This window comes from Sedimentibacter hydroxybenzoicus DSM 7310 (assembly GCF_013403245.1).
In the GTDB taxonomy this organism is placed as follows: Bacteria; Bacillota; Clostridia; order Tissierellales; family Sedimentibacteraceae; genus Sedimentibacter; species Sedimentibacter hydroxybenzoicus.
Genome location: NZ_JACBNQ010000004.1, coordinates 83,039 through 99,763, shown reverse-complemented (window position 1 = coordinate 99,763; position 16,725 = coordinate 83,039). Strand labels below are relative to the sequence as shown.

Annotated in this window: 18 protein-coding genes; 7 read left to right on the top strand and 11 right to left on the bottom strand. The window is 35.9% G+C overall.

Annotated elements, in window-relative coordinates:
- Positions 1–82 precede the first annotated feature (82 nt).
- Positions 83–661, top strand: coding sequence for a chromate transporter (locus HZF24_RS06300; RefSeq protein WP_179237447.1), 579 nt, complete (start codon positions 83–85; stop codon positions 659–661).
- The gene (locus HZF24_RS06295; protein WP_179237446.1) at positions 654–1,214 is read left to right on the top strand and encodes a chromate transporter; all 561 of its coding nucleotides are present in this window, start codon (positions 654–656) and stop codon (positions 1,212–1,214) included. Before HZF24_RS06300 ends, HZF24_RS06295 begins: the two co-directional genes overlap by 8 nt.
- Positions 1,215–1,312: 98 nt before the next feature.
- Here HZF24_RS06295 and HZF24_RS06290 read toward each other — a convergent pair whose 3' ends face one another.
- The 7 genes from HZF24_RS06290 to HZF24_RS06260 all read right to left on the bottom strand — a co-directional run bounded on the left by HZF24_RS06290 (position 1,313) and on the right by HZF24_RS06260 (position 9,210).
- Complete coding sequence (locus tag HZF24_RS06290) at positions 1,313–1,678, bottom strand: RidA family protein (protein WP_179237445.1); 366 nt, start codon at positions 1,676–1,678, stop codon at positions 1,313–1,315.
- 106 nt (positions 1,679–1,784) lie between these two features.
- On the bottom strand, positions 1,785–2,885 hold the full coding sequence (locus tag HZF24_RS06285; RefSeq protein WP_179237444.1) for an ABC transporter ATP-binding protein: 1,101 nt from the start codon (positions 2,883–2,885) through the stop codon (positions 1,785–1,787).
- On the bottom strand, positions 2,873–4,087 hold the full coding sequence (locus HZF24_RS06280; protein ID WP_179237443.1) for a hypothetical protein: 1,215 nt from the start codon (positions 4,085–4,087) through the stop codon (positions 2,873–2,875). The genes HZF24_RS06285 and HZF24_RS06280 overlap by 13 nt, the downstream gene beginning before the upstream one ends.
- The gene (locus HZF24_RS06275) at positions 4,084–5,310 is read right to left on the bottom strand and encodes an efflux RND transporter periplasmic adaptor subunit (RefSeq protein WP_179237442.1); all 1,227 of its coding nucleotides are present in this window, start codon (positions 5,308–5,310) and stop codon (positions 4,084–4,086) included. The genes HZF24_RS06280 and HZF24_RS06275 overlap by 4 nt, the downstream gene beginning before the upstream one ends.
- A gap of 8 nt (positions 5,311–5,318) precedes the next feature.
- A complete protein-coding gene (locus HZF24_RS06270; RefSeq protein ID WP_179237441.1) occupies positions 5,319–6,170 on the bottom strand; it encodes a carbohydrate ABC transporter permease in 852 nt (283 codons plus the stop codon).
- Positions 6,171–7,058, bottom strand: coding sequence for a carbohydrate ABC transporter permease (locus HZF24_RS06265; RefSeq protein ID WP_179237440.1), 888 nt, complete (start codon positions 7,056–7,058; stop codon positions 6,171–6,173).
- Entirely contained in the window at positions 7,009–9,210 is a 2,202-nt protein-coding gene (locus tag HZF24_RS06260; RefSeq protein WP_179237439.1) for an ABC transporter substrate-binding protein, read from the bottom strand. Before HZF24_RS06260 ends, HZF24_RS06265 begins: the two co-directional genes overlap by 50 nt.
- A gap of 145 nt (positions 9,211–9,355) precedes the next feature.
- Between HZF24_RS06260 and HZF24_RS06255 the strand changes: the two genes are divergently transcribed.
- From HZF24_RS06255 to HZF24_RS06240, 4 genes are all read left to right on the top strand, one after another.
- Entirely contained in the window at positions 9,356–10,033 is a 678-nt protein-coding gene (locus HZF24_RS06255) for a response regulator transcription factor (RefSeq protein ID WP_179237438.1), read from the top strand.
- On the top strand, positions 10,030–11,331 hold the full coding sequence (locus HZF24_RS06250; RefSeq protein WP_179237437.1) for a sensor histidine kinase: 1,302 nt from the start codon (positions 10,030–10,032) through the stop codon (positions 11,329–11,331). Before HZF24_RS06255 ends, HZF24_RS06250 begins: the two co-directional genes overlap by 4 nt.
- A 150-nt stretch (positions 11,332–11,481) precedes the next feature.
- Positions 11,482–11,742 (top strand): hypothetical protein, encoded by a 261-nt coding sequence (locus HZF24_RS06245; protein WP_179237436.1) that lies wholly within the window; start codon positions 11,482–11,484, stop codon positions 11,740–11,742.
- Entirely contained in the window at positions 11,711–11,896 is a 186-nt protein-coding gene (locus HZF24_RS06240; protein WP_179237435.1) for a hypothetical protein, read from the top strand. The genes HZF24_RS06245 and HZF24_RS06240 overlap by 32 nt, the downstream gene beginning before the upstream one ends.
- Positions 11,897–11,938: 42 nt before the next feature.
- Here HZF24_RS06240 and HZF24_RS06235 read toward each other — a convergent pair whose 3' ends face one another.
- Genes HZF24_RS06235 through HZF24_RS06220 form a run of 4 tightly spaced genes read right to left on the bottom strand, consistent with a single transcriptional unit; the run spans position 11,939 to position 15,165 of the window.
- Complete coding sequence (locus HZF24_RS06235) at positions 11,939–13,141, bottom strand: ABC transporter permease family protein (RefSeq protein ID WP_179237434.1); 1,203 nt, start codon at positions 13,139–13,141, stop codon at positions 11,939–11,941.
- Complete coding sequence (locus tag HZF24_RS06230) at positions 13,125–14,003, bottom strand: ABC transporter ATP-binding protein (protein WP_179237433.1); 879 nt, start codon at positions 14,001–14,003, stop codon at positions 13,125–13,127. Before HZF24_RS06230 ends, HZF24_RS06235 begins: the two co-directional genes overlap by 17 nt.
- The gene (locus HZF24_RS06225) at positions 13,979–14,710 is read right to left on the bottom strand and encodes a hypothetical protein (RefSeq protein ID WP_179237432.1); all 732 of its coding nucleotides are present in this window, start codon (positions 14,708–14,710) and stop codon (positions 13,979–13,981) included. The genes HZF24_RS06230 and HZF24_RS06225 overlap by 25 nt, the downstream gene beginning before the upstream one ends.
- A gap of 2 nt (positions 14,711–14,712) precedes the next feature.
- Entirely contained in the window at positions 14,713–15,165 is a 453-nt protein-coding gene (locus HZF24_RS06220) for an RNA polymerase sigma factor (RefSeq protein WP_179237431.1), read from the bottom strand.
- A gap of 218 nt (positions 15,166–15,383) precedes the next feature.
- On the opposite strand from HZF24_RS06220, the gene HZF24_RS06215 reads away from it, so the two are divergent.
- Positions 15,384–16,673, top strand: a complete 1,290-nt coding sequence (locus HZF24_RS06215) for an ATP-binding protein (protein ID WP_179237430.1) — start codon at positions 15,384–15,386, stop codon at positions 16,671–16,673.
- Positions 16,674–16,725 lie beyond the last annotated feature (52 nt).

Sequence of the window (16,725 nt, the reverse complement as noted above, 5' to 3'; positions counted from 1 at the left end):
TAAAATTGTACTATTATACTTATATTGAGTCAAGATATATAATAGACAATGTTGCGATAAATTTATTGGAGGGTTCACTATTATGAGACTAAAAAAATTAAAGCTATATTTTTCGCTTTTTAGAATCACATTTTCTATCAGTGCTTTTACTTTTGGAGGAGGATATGTAGTTATTCCTATGATGCGCAGATATTTCGTTAATGATTTAGCTCTAATCAGTGAGCAGGAACTATTAGATATGGCTGCAATCGCACAATCAACCCCGGGTGCTATTGCAGTTAATATTGCTGTATTAGCAGGCTATCGTATCGCCGGAATTACAGGTGCAATTATTACTTGTATTGGAACAGTATTACCTCCCTTGATAATATTATCAGTTATATCTTTTTTCTATAAATCCTTCAGAGACAACAGAGTCATCTCTGCAATATTAAAGGGAATGGAAGCCGGAGTTGCTGCAACAATTGTTGATATATTAATCGATATGTGGCAAGGAATTATAAGAGAAAAAAATTTGCTGTTAACTTTAATGGCCCCCATCACATTTTTCGCTAATTTTATTTTTAACATCAATGTGCTGGTTATCATTATTTTCTGCTCTATTCTATGCTTTATCCAGGCTTATATAAAAATCAGACAAGGAGGAATCAGAGGTGAATAACATTATTTTTACTTTGCTTACAACCTTTTTACAAATTGGTTTGCTCAGTATTGGTGGCGGATATGCTATTATACCGCTAATACAAGAACAGGTGGTGAATTCTTATAACTGGCTTACATTACAGGAATATACAGATATTATTGCAATTTCTCAGATGACGCCCGGACCTTTGGTAGTTAATACCGCTTCTTTTGTAGGAATACGCATTGCCGGCATACCGGGAGCTATTGTTGCTACTTTAGGAAGTATTCTATCCGGATTTATTGTTTCGATTGTTTTATATAATTTCTTTAAAAAACATAAAGACATTGACAGCATCTCAAACGTATTAAAAGGATTGCGATCCAGCTCTGTCGGTCTTATTGCATCTGCAGCATCCACAATTATCATGATTGCCTTTTTGGGAACCTCATCATTTAATTTTGATAATGCAGATATAAACATTGCTGCAATAATTGTATTTATTATCTCCTTATTATTATTGAGAAAGTATAAACCAAACCCTGTATTAATCATAGTTGTATCAGGTTTTGCAGGATTGATTTTTTATTAACCTCTATATAAGAATTAAATGTCTTACTGTCCTTTTAACTTTTGGAATTTATCCATGAATATGGCTCAGGGCCTGTCAGCCCCTTGCCACCGGGTTCATTATTTCTTATATGCAATTGCATCAATCTGTACGTGTAATCCCTCTGGACCGCCGGCATGTGCAAAATCTGTCTGTATCGTTTTTCTTGCCGGATACTGACCGGTGAAACGCTCCTTAAATACATTTTCCATGATAGGTATATTCCATGCATCTCTTAATAATACATCTATCTTAACTACAGACTCTAAAGTCAGGCCAATCTGTTTCAGATGATTCTCCATATCATCAAGTGCACCGTTCACCTGAGCTTCAATCGACTGTCCCACATTTCCTACACAGAAATTCAAAAACACAAAATCTCCGGCCTCTACCATCTCTGACCACGCACATTCTTCATTAACATGATACCTTTTAATATTAGTCACAACTATTTTCCTCCATATATTTATAATTTATCACCATCGAACTTATGTTCTCTTTCATTGTACTATAATTTATAAATTTCCGCAAGGAAAATAAGAAAGCTTTTTATCAGATTCTATTTCCGTTTTCCGCATCAAAAAAATGCATTTTTTCGGGATTGATCCAGAGCCTATATTCATGATTATTCACAACATCCATTTCAGGTATTGTTCTTACTATTATATCGCTGTTATCCTTTCCTGAATTGAAATGATAATATATCTCATGTCCTAAATTTTCTTTTATATAAAGCTTTGCGCTTAAAAAATTTTCCGCTGAATTATTATCATTATGTATTTTTATATGCTCGGGCCTGACTCCCGCAAGTATCTTTTTATTACTGTATTTTTTTATTCTCTCGGTGTCTGCATTATTTACAGAAACAGCCTCCCCATCCTTCACAATTGAAACTCCGTTTTTACCGCATTGCACATATACTTCAAAGACATTCATCTGAGGAGAGCCTATAAATTTTGCCACAAATATATTATCCGGTTTGTTGTATATGTTGCTAGGCGTATCAAATTGCATTACTAAACCGTCCTTCATAACTGCTATTCTGTCGGCCATTGTCATTGCCTCCGTCTGATCGTGGGTAACATATATGAACGTGGCATCAAGTTTTTTGTGGAGCTCCATAATCTCAAGTCTCATTCTTGCTTTAAGACCTGCATCTAAATTAGACAGAGGCTCATCCAATAAAAAGACCTTGGGCTCTTTAACCATGGCTCTACCCAACGCCACCCTTTGCTTTTCTCCCCCTGACAATTGAGATGGATATCTGTAAAGCAGATTTTTTATATCAAGTATCTCAGTTGTTTTTTCTATCTTATCTTTTATTTCATTTCTTTTTATTTTCTTCATCTTAAGTCCAAAAGCCATGTTGTTATATACATTCATATGAGGATACAAGGCATAGTCCTGAAATACTATGGCTATGTTTCTGTCCTTTGCTTCAACGCTGTTTACTTCCCTTTCATCTATGTACATACTCCCCTCTGTTATTTCTTCAAGACCTGCTATCATTCTCAAAGTTGTAGATTTGCCGCATCCTGACGGTCCGACCAGGACAATGAATTCTTTGTGTTTTATTTCTAAGCTCAAATCCCTCACGGCATAGCTGTCATGGTAATATTGTTTAGATATATTTTTCAGGATTATTGAAGACATTTTATCACATCCTTAAAAGACTTATACTTAATATTAAGATTATTAACAACATAGTTGATTAAAATATATCCGGGAATCCCCATCCAGTAAATATTTGAGGTTTTGGCGGCAATATTATTTATGTAGGATACAAGAAAAGACAACAACGAAATTATAATTATAACAAGCTCTGTTACAATTAATTTGTTTTCCGTTCTGATTTTAAGCATCCTGGCAGAAAACAAAAATATTACTGCGGATAGAACTGAATAAATAAGTATAGAATCAGTCATAGATTTTATATGCAGATCTGGATAATAAGATTTCATCAATGCTACATCCCTCAAATATCCCCTAAAACTGTTTATCTTGCTTGTCCAGAATCCGAAGTTTGACCACTTGTCAGGTATCATACTTTCAGGAATATAAAAATTAAGCTGAAATATTTTTACATTGATAATAATCCAGATTAAGCCTATTGCAGAAAGTATAAAAATGTATGGTATATTTTTTCTGTTTTGTATAATTTCAAATACCAGCTTAGCCAATGCTGCCAAAAAAATACCGTACGCAGGCAGTAAAGAAACAGAGCTCAAAATGCCTGTTATTTCGGTATAGCTTACTATAATATCACTTTCTATGAAATTTTCATATTCAAATACTTCCGGTGACCAAAAATCATCTTCATTGATTTCAACCTCCAATGCAGTAATTTCAGCATCCCTTAATGCTGACTGACCGTTGGCATTTACAATAATGATGTCTGACATGCCGTGAAGCACGGATAAAACCTTGTATTTAACATTGCCTATCCGCACATATTCACCCTCCACGTTATATGAATTCCACAGCTCATATGCCTTGTCTGAAGAAATTGCACAGCTGTATTCAGACGTGACCCCCAATTCATATGGAACATTTCCAAATACATATATAACATCGGAGCTTATGGATATATCTCTGTCATCAGTTATTGTTTCATTATTTATTTGAAACCATCCCGTTATATTCTTTGCACTTGATTTTCCTTCATTCACCTTTTCGTTTATTTGATTAAATTCATTAACTTTTATCGGATTTGATTCCAAGCGGTAGCTTGAACCTGAATAACAGCTTGTTACCTGCTCATTTATAAAAAGTGCATACATCCACATAGTATATGCGATAAATAAAAGCAAAAATATCAGGGCTTCTTTTTTGTATTCTCTGATTATTCTATTCATTTTTCTACTCTGACTCTTTCGCCCTCTGATATGGGCTTATTACTTTTTATTATTATTTCTTCATTACCTACAGAGCTGATTGCCGCAAGGCTGTCGTTTTTATCAGCAACCTCCACATTTACTCTGTAAGATATCTTTTCCTTACCCATAACTGTATTCTTTTCCTCAACAGCCAATACATAGTATTGTCCATTATCGTTTCGCAGTGCCCTTATGGGAATAATCCTGGGATATTCATCCGTACTGTATATGTGTCTGGCAGTTGCACTCATACCAGGAGAAATATTTGAATTTTCAGGAATCACAGCTGTTATTTTTACGGTGCTGTCTTCCGGTTCCGGAATTATTGATTTTATTTCCACATTATCGATGGATATGGTCTTGCCGCTGAGTTTAATACTTATCGTATCTCCCGCTTTCATATATTTTGCCTTTTCAGCATCTGCTTTACCCGTAAAGATATATTCCGCACCTGAATCTATAATTGATATTACTTCACCTCCTGTTGTTTTTTCTCCTTCTTTTACATAAATTTCATCAACTATGCCATCTTCCTCAGCATACACAATATTATCAACCTTATTCAATTCTTCGATATCCTTGTATTCATTCCTTTTCATCTGAAGCTCCAGTTCTAACCGCTTCTTTTCATTCTCATTCTTCCTGAGATCTTCTTCATTTTTAGCATCCTGCTTCTCTTTTTGCTTTACAGCTAAATTCAGGGAGATTTCCGCATCCTCCACAGCTCTCTTATCACTTTCCAGCTCCACTCCGTTTATCTGAATATTTATATCTCTGTCATTCAGTGCCCTGTCCAATGCTATCTGTGCCCTTTTTATTTCCTCCTCATAAATATTTTCATAGGTCTGAAGCTCAATGTTTTGCCTATTAAGCTCTAAAATTTCAATTTCAATCTGCAGCCTGGATAATTGCTTTTCTATTTCTTCCTTGCCGAGGTATAGCAGTTTATCCCCCTTAGCCACTCTTTGACCTCTTTCTGCATATATTGCGTCTATCCTGAACCCCTCTTGTATTTTTATTTTATTTTTTCCTGAGGCTTCAATGCTTCCTTCTATTACAATCTCATGATTTATGCTTCCCCTGCGAGGTGTCTGAACCATTACCACAGCTACGGTAACAGAATCCGCCACACGGGACAAAATTGTAAGAATGAATATTATTATAAAAAATGAAATAAGTGCCTTTATGTATTTTTTTTGCATGTCTCCTCCTATTCCTTTAATCCCGAAGCTTGAATTCCTTTCTCCAGATACTTCTGACCTGTTAAAAATATCAAAAGGGTTGGAATAAGTATTATCACCGAGGATACCAGGTACACACCCGTAAGCTCAGGTGTTATGTCGGGCGTGTAGAGAGATAATGGCCATAGAGTCTTATCCTCCAAAAATGCCAGGGGCTGCTCAATCATACTCCAATATTCCAAAAATCCCAATACCATTGCGGAAGCAATACCCGGTGCACCCATTGGTATCCCAATTGTTACAAATATTTGAAATTCACCTGCTCCATCCATTCGTGCAGCCTCTATGACAGTCTTTGGAATCCCCTTGAAAAACCTGTACATTATGAACACCGATAATGTTGAAAATATTGCGGGAAAAATGATTCCGCTCCGTGTATTTAAAAGCTTCAGATAATTCAGCACGATATAATTTGAAACCATGGTAGACTGAAAGGGCATAAGCATTAATACTATGTACAAAGTAAACAATGTATTTTTCCATTTGAAGTCATATCTTGCAAACCCCCATGCTGCGGGAGTGTTAACAATAAGCTGTCCCAAAAGTATCGGAAAAACTAACTTGCATGAATTCCAGAACATAATGAAAAATTCAGGCGAATCAAACAATATCTCCACATAGGATTTTAAAGTGGGATACATGGGAATTACATACCACCTGGCTTTGCTTTCTGAATTTACGCTTTTAAATACAGGCTCAAGATTTTCTGTCAGTTGACTTTGATTTTCAAAGGATCCGGAAAAAATCATCAGCAGAGGTAAAATGAACAACAAGCAGAATAAAATAAGAATTATATGTACAATTTTATTTTTAAACTTCATTTACTTACCTCCCTGTATGGAGTTTCTAAAAAATATAATCAATGCAGATGTGGCTATGGATATGATTACAGCACCTGCACATAATTTTTCTATATCCAGAGCAACAAACCAATTGTTAAATAAATGCTGCAGCATATACATGCTCGTATGAGGATAATTACCTCCTATGAGGTAGGCTTCTCTGAAAACCTTAAAGGAATTAATTACAGACAGGATAAATATTATAAAAAGCATGCCCCTTAGATTTGGCAATGTTATGTAAAAAAACTGTTTGAACCTTCCTGCCCCGTCTACAGATGCTGCTTCATACAGGCTTGATGGTATGCCGGATAGCCCTGCTATCCATAAAATCATATCATAGCCTGTATTTTTCCATAAATAGCTTATAATCAGCACATATACCGCCAGGTCCGTGTTCATGAAATCTATTGGATTGCCTAAAATGCTCACAGCCAGCATGCTGAAAAATCCGTTCTCGTGAAACAGAAATCTCCACATTAAAACAATTGATGCAACAGGAACAGCAAGAGGAACGAGAAAAGCCGTTTTGTATATACCGGCTTTTCCATTTAAGCTCTTAATTATAACTCCGAACAGCAAAGAAAAAATAAGCAGCAACGGAATGCACAGCAGCATAAATTTAATTGTGTTTGCTGACGCAAGTAAAAATGCCTCATTTTCCAAAACAGTGATGTAATTCCTGAGACCCACAAATCTGACCCCCATACCTTCTGTCACAGACCTTCTTACCACATCGGCAAAGGGAATCAGATAAAATATACTGACTCCCGCCAAGCTTGGAAGTATAAACATCCATCCCGTCAATGATTCTTTTTTGCTATTCCGATAAATATAATTTTGATTTTTCCTTGATTTTTTCAACAGCATCTTCAACCGTTATTGCTCCCTCAAAATATTCCTTTGAATTTTCAATTATTATCTCAATCAACACTTCATCCGGTACAGAAGGAGTTTCAACCTTGTGGCACAGTTCCTTTATAACCTCTAATTTCTCTCGTGAAGGAGGTACTCCTTCTAAAATTTCTTCGCCGGGTCCGCTAACCATATAATACATATTTTCATTGCCTGTTCCTAAGGCTCCGTATTCCAGTGCATCTAAATTTACGGGAAATCCGTCACTTATTGGTGCCTTCTGAACTGCTTCCGACAACATCAGGCTTACAAATTCTTTAGAAATATCTATATTTGAAGAATTATTGTTTACACCTATGCAATTCACGGGAACAAAGCTTTTTTCAACCTGTCCCGGCAGAAACAAAGGAATTCCCCCTTGTCTTTTATCCTGTGCAAGATTTTCTATAACATATGATTGATACCCTTTTAATAAGGAATAGCATCCGTATGTCTTATTAAATGCCCAAGCAAATGCCTTTCCGTCACTTCCGGTAAGGTCACCCCTGTTGTCATACAAAATTTTCATATTCTGAAGAAATTTCGTTAATTCCTGCCGGTTAATTTCTTTTCCTTCGTTTATCCATTCTGGAAAGCATGTATAACTAAATGTCGTTATTAAATCATCCGGCTCAAAATAACCAAGTACAGGCTTATCTTTTTTTTCTTGTACAAACTCAATTAATGTATCTAAATTTTTCATATAATCCTTGTATTCCTCATCTATCCAAATAAGCGGCATATGAAATTTTGTGGGTATAACGGGATATTTCCCGTCATTTGCATATGTATTTATCACAGCGGACAATAGCTTCTCATCCTTCATATATGCATTTACTATATCCGACAAATCAGCCAATACGCCCTTTTGTATATATGATTCAACAGATAATCCGTCTAAAAGTATCAAATCGGGTCCCTTTCCTCCCAATAACTCTCCGTTTAACTGCTTTATGGCGTCGGTCTTTGTTACGGAGGTGTCACCATCCAGACCAACCTTTATATTAACCTTGAAATCAGGATATTTATTTTGCAGCTCTCCTGCCGTTTGTCTCAATGTATTGTTTTCCTCCAGAGTATAGACGGTTAACTCCATGCTTGGCATTGTAGACACATTTTCGTCAAATTCATATTTTGCAACCGATGTATTCTGTTCTCTGTCCGAATATGGAATGTAAAACTCTCCGTTTATGCCCTCCAATATGGCTGAGAAATGCAGTGAAGGTATACCCAATGAGGTTAATTCACCGTCAATTATTTTTTCTAATATTACTCCATCCTCTACCATTTTATATACTCCGCTTCTGTCTGTTATATATATTGATCCATCCTTCCCGGGAGACAGCTTTAAGCCTAATATCATTTCACCCAAAGGAATTTCTCCTGTCATTTCATCCAATGGAATTTCTCTCGTCATTTCATGGGTTTCTATATTGTACACATTGATTTTAAGCTGTCGTGCGTCAAAATTATAAATATAATTATCCGAAACAGTGTATATACCGTCCGAAGAAGAGCCGTATTGACCTAAGTATTTGCCTTCATCTGTATAATGTAAAATACCCCTTAGTGATTGATTTATCATCAATTCATCTTCCGCAGTTACCGTCATATCCGTTATATATACCTTCAAATCCTCTACATCTGTTTCCCTCCACTCCATATCTATTTCATGGATTTCATTGTCAGAAGTTACCTTGAAAATTTTATTAAACAAACTGCTTTCCGCTTCATTTTCAAAGATAAGGACATAAATGTTTCCTTCACTGTCGTAATCTATTTTTGTTATTTGGTAATTTCCCATATTGAGTATTTCTGCATACCATGGCTCTGCATCTTTTCTTTCAAAATTAATACCGTCCGCAGTGCTGTAAACTTTTGTCACGTTTTCTTCGCTGTAATATTTATAAAATTCAATAGTGCCGTCATTCCTGACTGCTGTGTAAGCCACCATACCTCCATCCTCAGAGCTTAATTCCTCTATGTATTTTTCTACATACCTGCCCATTGCAGCTTGTGGCACATTTTCCTTTGTAACATTGCTTTCAGAATCTTTGCAAGACGAAAGCAATACTAAACTAAAACAAATTATGCAGATATAAGCTATTATACTTTTTATTTTTTTCATAAATTACACTCCTCCCGAATTATCACTCGACCATGTTTTATTTAACTATAATATATAAATCTCTAAATATCCTCAAAGGTTTTTAGAGACTATTTAGAGTTAATTGTTGTATAATGATAGATATAATTAATTGTTGAGGTTTGCTATGAGAATATTAATTGTTGAAGATGATAATGATTTATGTGAATTGCTGAAATTTAACCTGTGTCAGGAAGGGTATGTGGTTGATATATGCAACAACGGCTATGACAGCATACACCTTATAAAGCAGGAAGCATACGATATAATTTTATTGGACAGGATGCTGCCGGAGGTTAACGGTATGGATGTACTGTCTAAGGTCAGGGCCTTAGGCATCAGCGTATATATTATTATGATTACAGCTCTTGACGGTATAGGAAACCGAATAGAAGGACTTGATGCAGGTGCCGACGATTACTTAGTCAAGCCCTTTGATGTCAATGAATTAATTGCACGAATAAGAGCCGTAAGCAGAAGATCCCTTCAATTGAAAAGCTCATGCATATTGTCTCTGGCAGACATTTCTCTTGACACCAGGAGATGCTGTTTAAAGGGCACTTATCAGACATGCCTTTTATCTAAAAGGGAATGTGAGCTGTTGGAAATGTTTATTAACAACCCAAATCAGATTCTGCCCAGATCAGTCCTGCTTTCAAGAATATGGGGACCGGATGCCCCCGTAGAGGATGGCAATTTAGATAACTACATCCATTTTTTAAGGAAGCGTCTCAATTCGGTTAAAAGTAATTTAAATATTAAAACCAAAAGAGGAATAGGATACATATTGGAGGTTTCAAAATGATAAAAAAGCTGCGGCTCAAATTTACCTTCATCTGCTCCCTCGGGATGGGAATTATCTTAATATCCATATGTGTGTTTTATTTCAGCCTGTCGGAAACACAATTAAAAAACCAAGGTGAAACTATAGTAAAAAACAACCTGAATTCCATAGTTTACAAAATTCAGGACAATAAAATAATAGATAATGCGTGGCTTTCACAGCTTGAAGCAGGAAATAAAATTATTGTACATATAGAGGATGGAAAATATCCTCTTTCCTTCAGAGGCTCATATAAAACAATTACATCCCGAGATATCTTGATTGCTGACGTACAGGAGAAAGCCCTGTCTGAATATGGATTTAACACTAGGATTAAACCGGAATCAATAATAAATGTAAGCAGCATCTTCTTTGAAATTACCGGGCAGCACAAGGAATTATACAAGGCTGCCTTAGCAGTGGTTCCTATGGATTCAGGCTGGCAAAGTGTTATAGTATTGAGAGATTTAAAGCAGGATTACGACGCAATGGCACATACCCGTCTTGTTTTTTTTATAGCAATATTATTTTTAACAGTGATCATGTTTTATTTTAGCTGGTGGTTCTCAGGCAAGGCAATACAACCAATAGAAAAAAGTCACCGTCAACAAATGGAATTTGTTGCCTCTGCTTCTCACGAACTCAGATCACCTGTAACTGTTATGGGATTAAGCATAGCATCATTAGAGAAATCAAGGAATGAGGAAGACACCAATAAATTTATCAGCTCCTTAAAGCACGAGTGCACACGCATGTCACGTCTTGTAAATGATTTGCTGACCCTTGCCAGCTCCGATATTAATGCTGTGCCCTTGAATTCAGAAAAATTTGATGTTCAGACACTGCTGTTAAGCCTGTATGAACATTATACTCCATTGGCCGTTTCAAATGGTCTAGAGCTTACTATAAGTTTACCCGACTGTCCAATCCCGGTTTTAAACGGAGATTATCAAAGATTGTATCAGGCGTTGGGTGCCATACTTGACAATGCGCTGTTTTATACGCCATTTGGCGGAAATGTAGAACTGGAATATTCTCTGGGCAGGAAAAAGCTTACAATATATGTTTCAGATACAGGAACCGGAATAAATGATGAAAACAAAGACAAGATATTTGACAGATTTTTCAGAGAAGACTCTTCCCGCAGCAAGAAGGAGCACTACGGACTGGGACTTAGCATCGCAAAGGAAATAATAAGCTCCCATTCGGGGAAAATATACGTAAAGGACAGAGAAGGAGGAGGAAGCATATTTGTAATAGAGCTTCCTGCAACCAATTAGGCAGATGTCAAGGTACTTTTTATTATAAATACTTTGCGTACATTGTGCCGGTAAGCTTATATATTTTCTCAAATATAAATTATAAATGGAAAAAAATCTATTATCGTGTTATAATATTAATAAAAGTAATGCTGAAGGAGTTGATGAATTATGCAATTTGTACGGAAAATTGCAAATAGTAATGTGTTAGCCGGATTAATAGATATACCTGAAGAATTAAAAAATAAAGAAGTAGAAATTATTATCCTGCCATATGATAATTCAACTCAAACATATATTGGAAACAAGAAAAATGTACGAGGTGCATTATCAAAATATAGAAATGAAGAATTAAAAGTAAAAGAAAATGAAGCATGGGCGGATGCAACGGTGGAAAAGCATGAAAAATCTTTTGCAATACGAAAACCTTAATGTTTATAATATAGAAGTAGTTAAAGAAGCTTTTGTTCTTTTCAGCAACAGAAAAATTGACTTTGTTGACACATTACTTTATGCGTATCATAAGGTTAATGGATATGAAGTGTGTACTTTTGATAAAAAATTGAATAAATTATTTGAGAAATAATTGATAGTAAAAAATTCATGTGTATCCATGAATTTTTTACTATCAATTATGTTTTTTGAACCCACTGTATGCTAACGGCATTAATATTATGCCTAATGCGACAGAAAAGATAACAGTAACTTCGTAGGGTTGTACAATCAGCCCAAATAAGTCTATAGAAAATTTATCTAAAATCCTGCTGAGATAAAACATATTTACGGGAATAAGATTAAACAAATGATATATCCAAAGTGTATTTTCAGATATATTTATAAACATCGGCGAAACCGTAATTACCGTCATTATCACCATCACCATAAATGGGGATTTTAGCCTTGCGGATAAAAGCATAACAATTGCAGCAGATAACAAATTTCCCATCAATACTATAGTAAAATACAGCAATGCAGCCTGTACTATTGTAAACGGATGTATTGAAAGGGGCAGAAAAATTTGTATCGGAGCTTCTCCTCCTTCCCGACCGAAAAACATCATTACCGTTACATAGGATACTATGGTCAGCATAATAGTTAACAAAACTGAAAAGGATATACCCGTAATCAGCTTTGCATGTATAACTTTGTTTTTACCATATTTAGATGATAGGATAAGACTGTCTGTTTTATCAGTGTATTCACCTGAAAATAACGGAGCAATGCATATGGAGCATATAAAGCAGATTAAAATAGCAGTTGTATACATTTGTGAGAAAAACCGTGTATATCCTCCTGTGTACGAATAAGCAAAAGGGGTTTTTACCTGCCTGCTTAAGCTCACCGACGCTGACTTCTCTGCGGGAGACATGGTTGTTTCCTCTATGCTCCTTTCAACAGCACCTTGACGTACATCATAGAAGCTTTTAACATCTTTCCCGGTAAGTGATTTCACTTCCTTCCAGTCATTCATACCGTATGACTTTCTGATAATATAATTAATTTCACTGTAGGGTCGTGCATACCGCTGATATTCATCTGTATCTGTATACTTGCCGTCCGTAGGCGGAATTAAGGAATAAGCACCGATTGCTTCCGAAAGTATATCGCTGCCTACTTCCCTGTCTGACAAGCTTCTTATATATTCTCTGTCCCTCTTCATACCTTCATAATTACTTTCAAATATTTCACCTTTTATATAATAATTTCCCATCAATGGACCAAGGCTGCTGAACGCCGTTAAGAAAACAGCAATCAGTAGTATAACAATGTTGCTTCGCTTTTTAAAGATTTTTTTATATTCAAACCCTATGAGCCTAAAAAAGCTTTTCATCTGTATTGACCTCCTTAAAATAGTATAAATATAAATCCTCCAGGGTTGCTTTTACGCTGATGGCATTTTCACATGGACTTTTATCGCATATAAGACGGAGAAATGTTTTGTCATTTTCTTGTCTGAAATTAGTAATTGTATGCATTGAAATGAGCTTTCCCGCTTCCCCGGCATCAACGGTACATTCAAAAACCCGTCCGTCAATAGCCTTAATTATTTCGTCCAGCCCGCCCTTATGTACAATCTGACCATCTTTCATTATTAATATCATACCGGCAATATTTTCAATATCGGATACTATATGTGTAGACAACAAAATAATTCTATCCGTACCCAACTGAGAAATAAGATTTCTGAAGCGCACCCTCTCCTTGGGGTCAAGACCTGCGGTAGGCTCATCCAAAATTAAAATTTTAGGATTGTTTAAAATAGCCTGAGCAATTCCCAGGCGCTGCTTCATACCGCCCGAATATGTCTTAATTTTCTTTTTTGCAGAATCTGAAAGAGACACAAGCTCTAAAAGCTCCTTTGCTTTATCCTTGGCACTTTGCTTTGCAAGCCCCTTTAAGCTTGCCATGTACAATAGAAACTCGTATGCTGTAAATTCCGGATAATATCCAAAATCCTGAGGTAAATATCCTAAAGAGTCCCTGTATTCTTCCTGACTTACATCGATTCCATTAAATTTCACCTCTCCGCTTGTGGGTTTTAAAACACCGCACAGCATTCGCATCAATGTAGTTTTTCCGGAGCCGTTGGCACCCAACAGTCCATAAACACCCTTGTTCAAGGTTAAAGAAATACGGTCAACAGCAATCTTATTTTTATATTGTTTGGTTAAACGGTCAATGATAAGCTCCATTTTAATTCCTCCATTTTCTTAATCAGTTTCAAAATCTCTTTATAACTAAATACAGCCAAAATGATAAATGATATAATCCAGAAGGACCAATATTTATCTGTGTAAATATCGTTTATTTGAGTTGTAAACAAAGCATTTAATATGCTGACGGAAGCCGTAACAACACCGCAAACGTAAACTATCTCTCTGTTTTTTAAGCGATTTACAGCAAATATCGAGCCGTAGCAGTTCAGCAGGTACGGCGTCGTCAGATACAGTCCCAATCTGAAAAAGCCAAAATCAGTTTTTCCCGCCAGTAAAATCAAAAGGCTGATCAGGACAGCAAGATTAGCTAATCCCAATATACCAAAGCGAATAAGGCTTATTTCCAGAAAATTATGCTTGCAGCTCATTTCAAGTTCGTCCATATTGTATGTGATACTTCTGAAAATTTCGCCTATGCTTACCAGAGAAATAAAGGGTAAGGCTGATGACAAAATCCAGATAACAGAATCAGACACTTCAAAATAATACATTAAAATTAGCGTACCTATAAATAGTAACAATGATAAAACCCATACCTGTTTTCTTATATATCCGGCCTGCGACTTTATGAAATCAAGACGGCTTGCTTTGGGATAGTCTAATTGATTTAAAAAATCATCCTTTTTTGCCGGCATCGGAGCTTCAAAGACTGATTTTAGTTTTCTCTTTATATTATTGTCCATATTTATTCCTCCCTTAAAATAGCTTTTAGCATGCCAAGTGCTTTATTTAACTTGCGATAAACCGAAAATCTTGAAATTCCCATAATACTTGCTATTTCACCTATACCAAGTTCATTTGAGAAACGAAGCAAAAGAAACTCCTGCAAATCATCGGGCAATACGGATACCGCCTGTTTTATATCATAATTTGTTTCAAACTCAGAAATATCATCACTACGCAATACTGATTCATCAAGCTCCTGATCCCCTTTATTGCTTCTGTAAAAATCAATACACAAATTTTTAGCTATAGTATAAAGATAAGCAAGGGGCTTTCCTCTGTTTATATAGGATGTTTGAGCAAAATATTTCAAGAAAGTTTCTTGCGTCAAATCTTCTGCTATCTCTTTATTATTCACCTTAAAAAAACAATATCTGTATATTTTATCATATTGATCCCGTAAGCTTACAGACATAAGAAACCTCCTTTCACTATGTATAACGTATAATAGCATATAATGTGCGGAATTGGATTATATAAATCAAAGCAAAAATATAAAATATCGGTATATTATAAAATTTGTTGCCCGTGAAGGCAATAAATTTCAGTCAACTCTTGATTTTTCTCAAAATTTTGGTTATAATAATGAATAGTTAAGCCCTTAAGGTCAAAACATTTCACCGGAGGTTGTTCATGGAAATAAAACGAGATAAATATTTAAAGCAGCTGATTGATTATCAATGGGACGGCCAGGTAAAGGTTATAACCGGAATCAGAAGATGCGGAAAGTCTTATCTTCTGCGTACACTTTTTAAGAATTACTTATTGGAGAGCGGTGTCAGAGAAGAACACATCCTATCCTTTGAGCTTGATTTGGCAAAGGATATACGTTTTCGCAATCCTCTTGAGCTTTCTGATCATGTAAGAAATCATGTTGATGGTAAACCTGATAATTACTACCTTTTTATAGATGAGATTCAGATGTCAGATGAGGTAGCCAATCCTTACAACCCCACTGGGAAACCAATTACCTTCTATGATGCTCTGAACGATTTAAAATCACTTTCCAATCTTGATGTGTATGTTACCGGAAGCAACTCAAAAATGCTTTCTAAAGACATTCTCAGCGAATTCCGGGGAAGGAGTGATGAAATCCGCGTTCATCCGTTTAGTTTCGCAGAATTTTATTCGGCTGTCGGTGGCGACAAGAACGAGGCATTTGATACCTATGCTTTCTATGGTGGGATGCCCCTTGTTCTCTCCAGACCAACGGACACGGCCAAAATGAATTACCTGCAATCTCTGTTTTCGGAGGTTTTCATCAAGGACATTGTGGAGCGCAAAAAAATCGAGCGTCAGGATATTTTGGAACAGATTATTGATCTTTTATGCTCATCCATAGGCTCACTTACCAACCCGGGGAAAATAACCAATACAATGAAATCTAAAAACCAGATGAGTATGTCTCCTAATACTGTCAAGGCATACATTGACCATTTAAAAGATGCCTTCTTGTTTGCTGAGAGCAAACGATATGATGTAAGGGGAAAATCATATTTTGATTTTCCAAACAAGTATTACTGTGAAGATATAGGACTGCGCAATGCACGAATCGGTTTCCGACAGCAGGAAATGACGCATATTATGGAAAATATCCTTTATAATGAATTGATTATACGAGGTTATGCCGTTGATGTAGGCATTGTCTTTTCAAGAGAGCAAAATAAAAACGGAAACTCTGTGCGGGTATCAAGAGAGATTGATTTTATCGCAACTTTAGGTAACAGGAAGGTTTATATTCAATCGGCTTATGCCATGCCAACCGAAGAAAAGCTGGCAAGCGAAATAATACCTTTTTCTCTGACCGGTGATTCTTTCCCGAAAATTGTAGTCAGAAAAGACATAAGTAAACGGTGGTATGATGATAATGGTATTCTAAATATCGGGCTAATTGACTTTTTGCTTGACGAGTCAGTAATATGAATAATATATTAAAATGGAGCACAAGAAAGTAAAATTTCTTGTGCTCTACTTA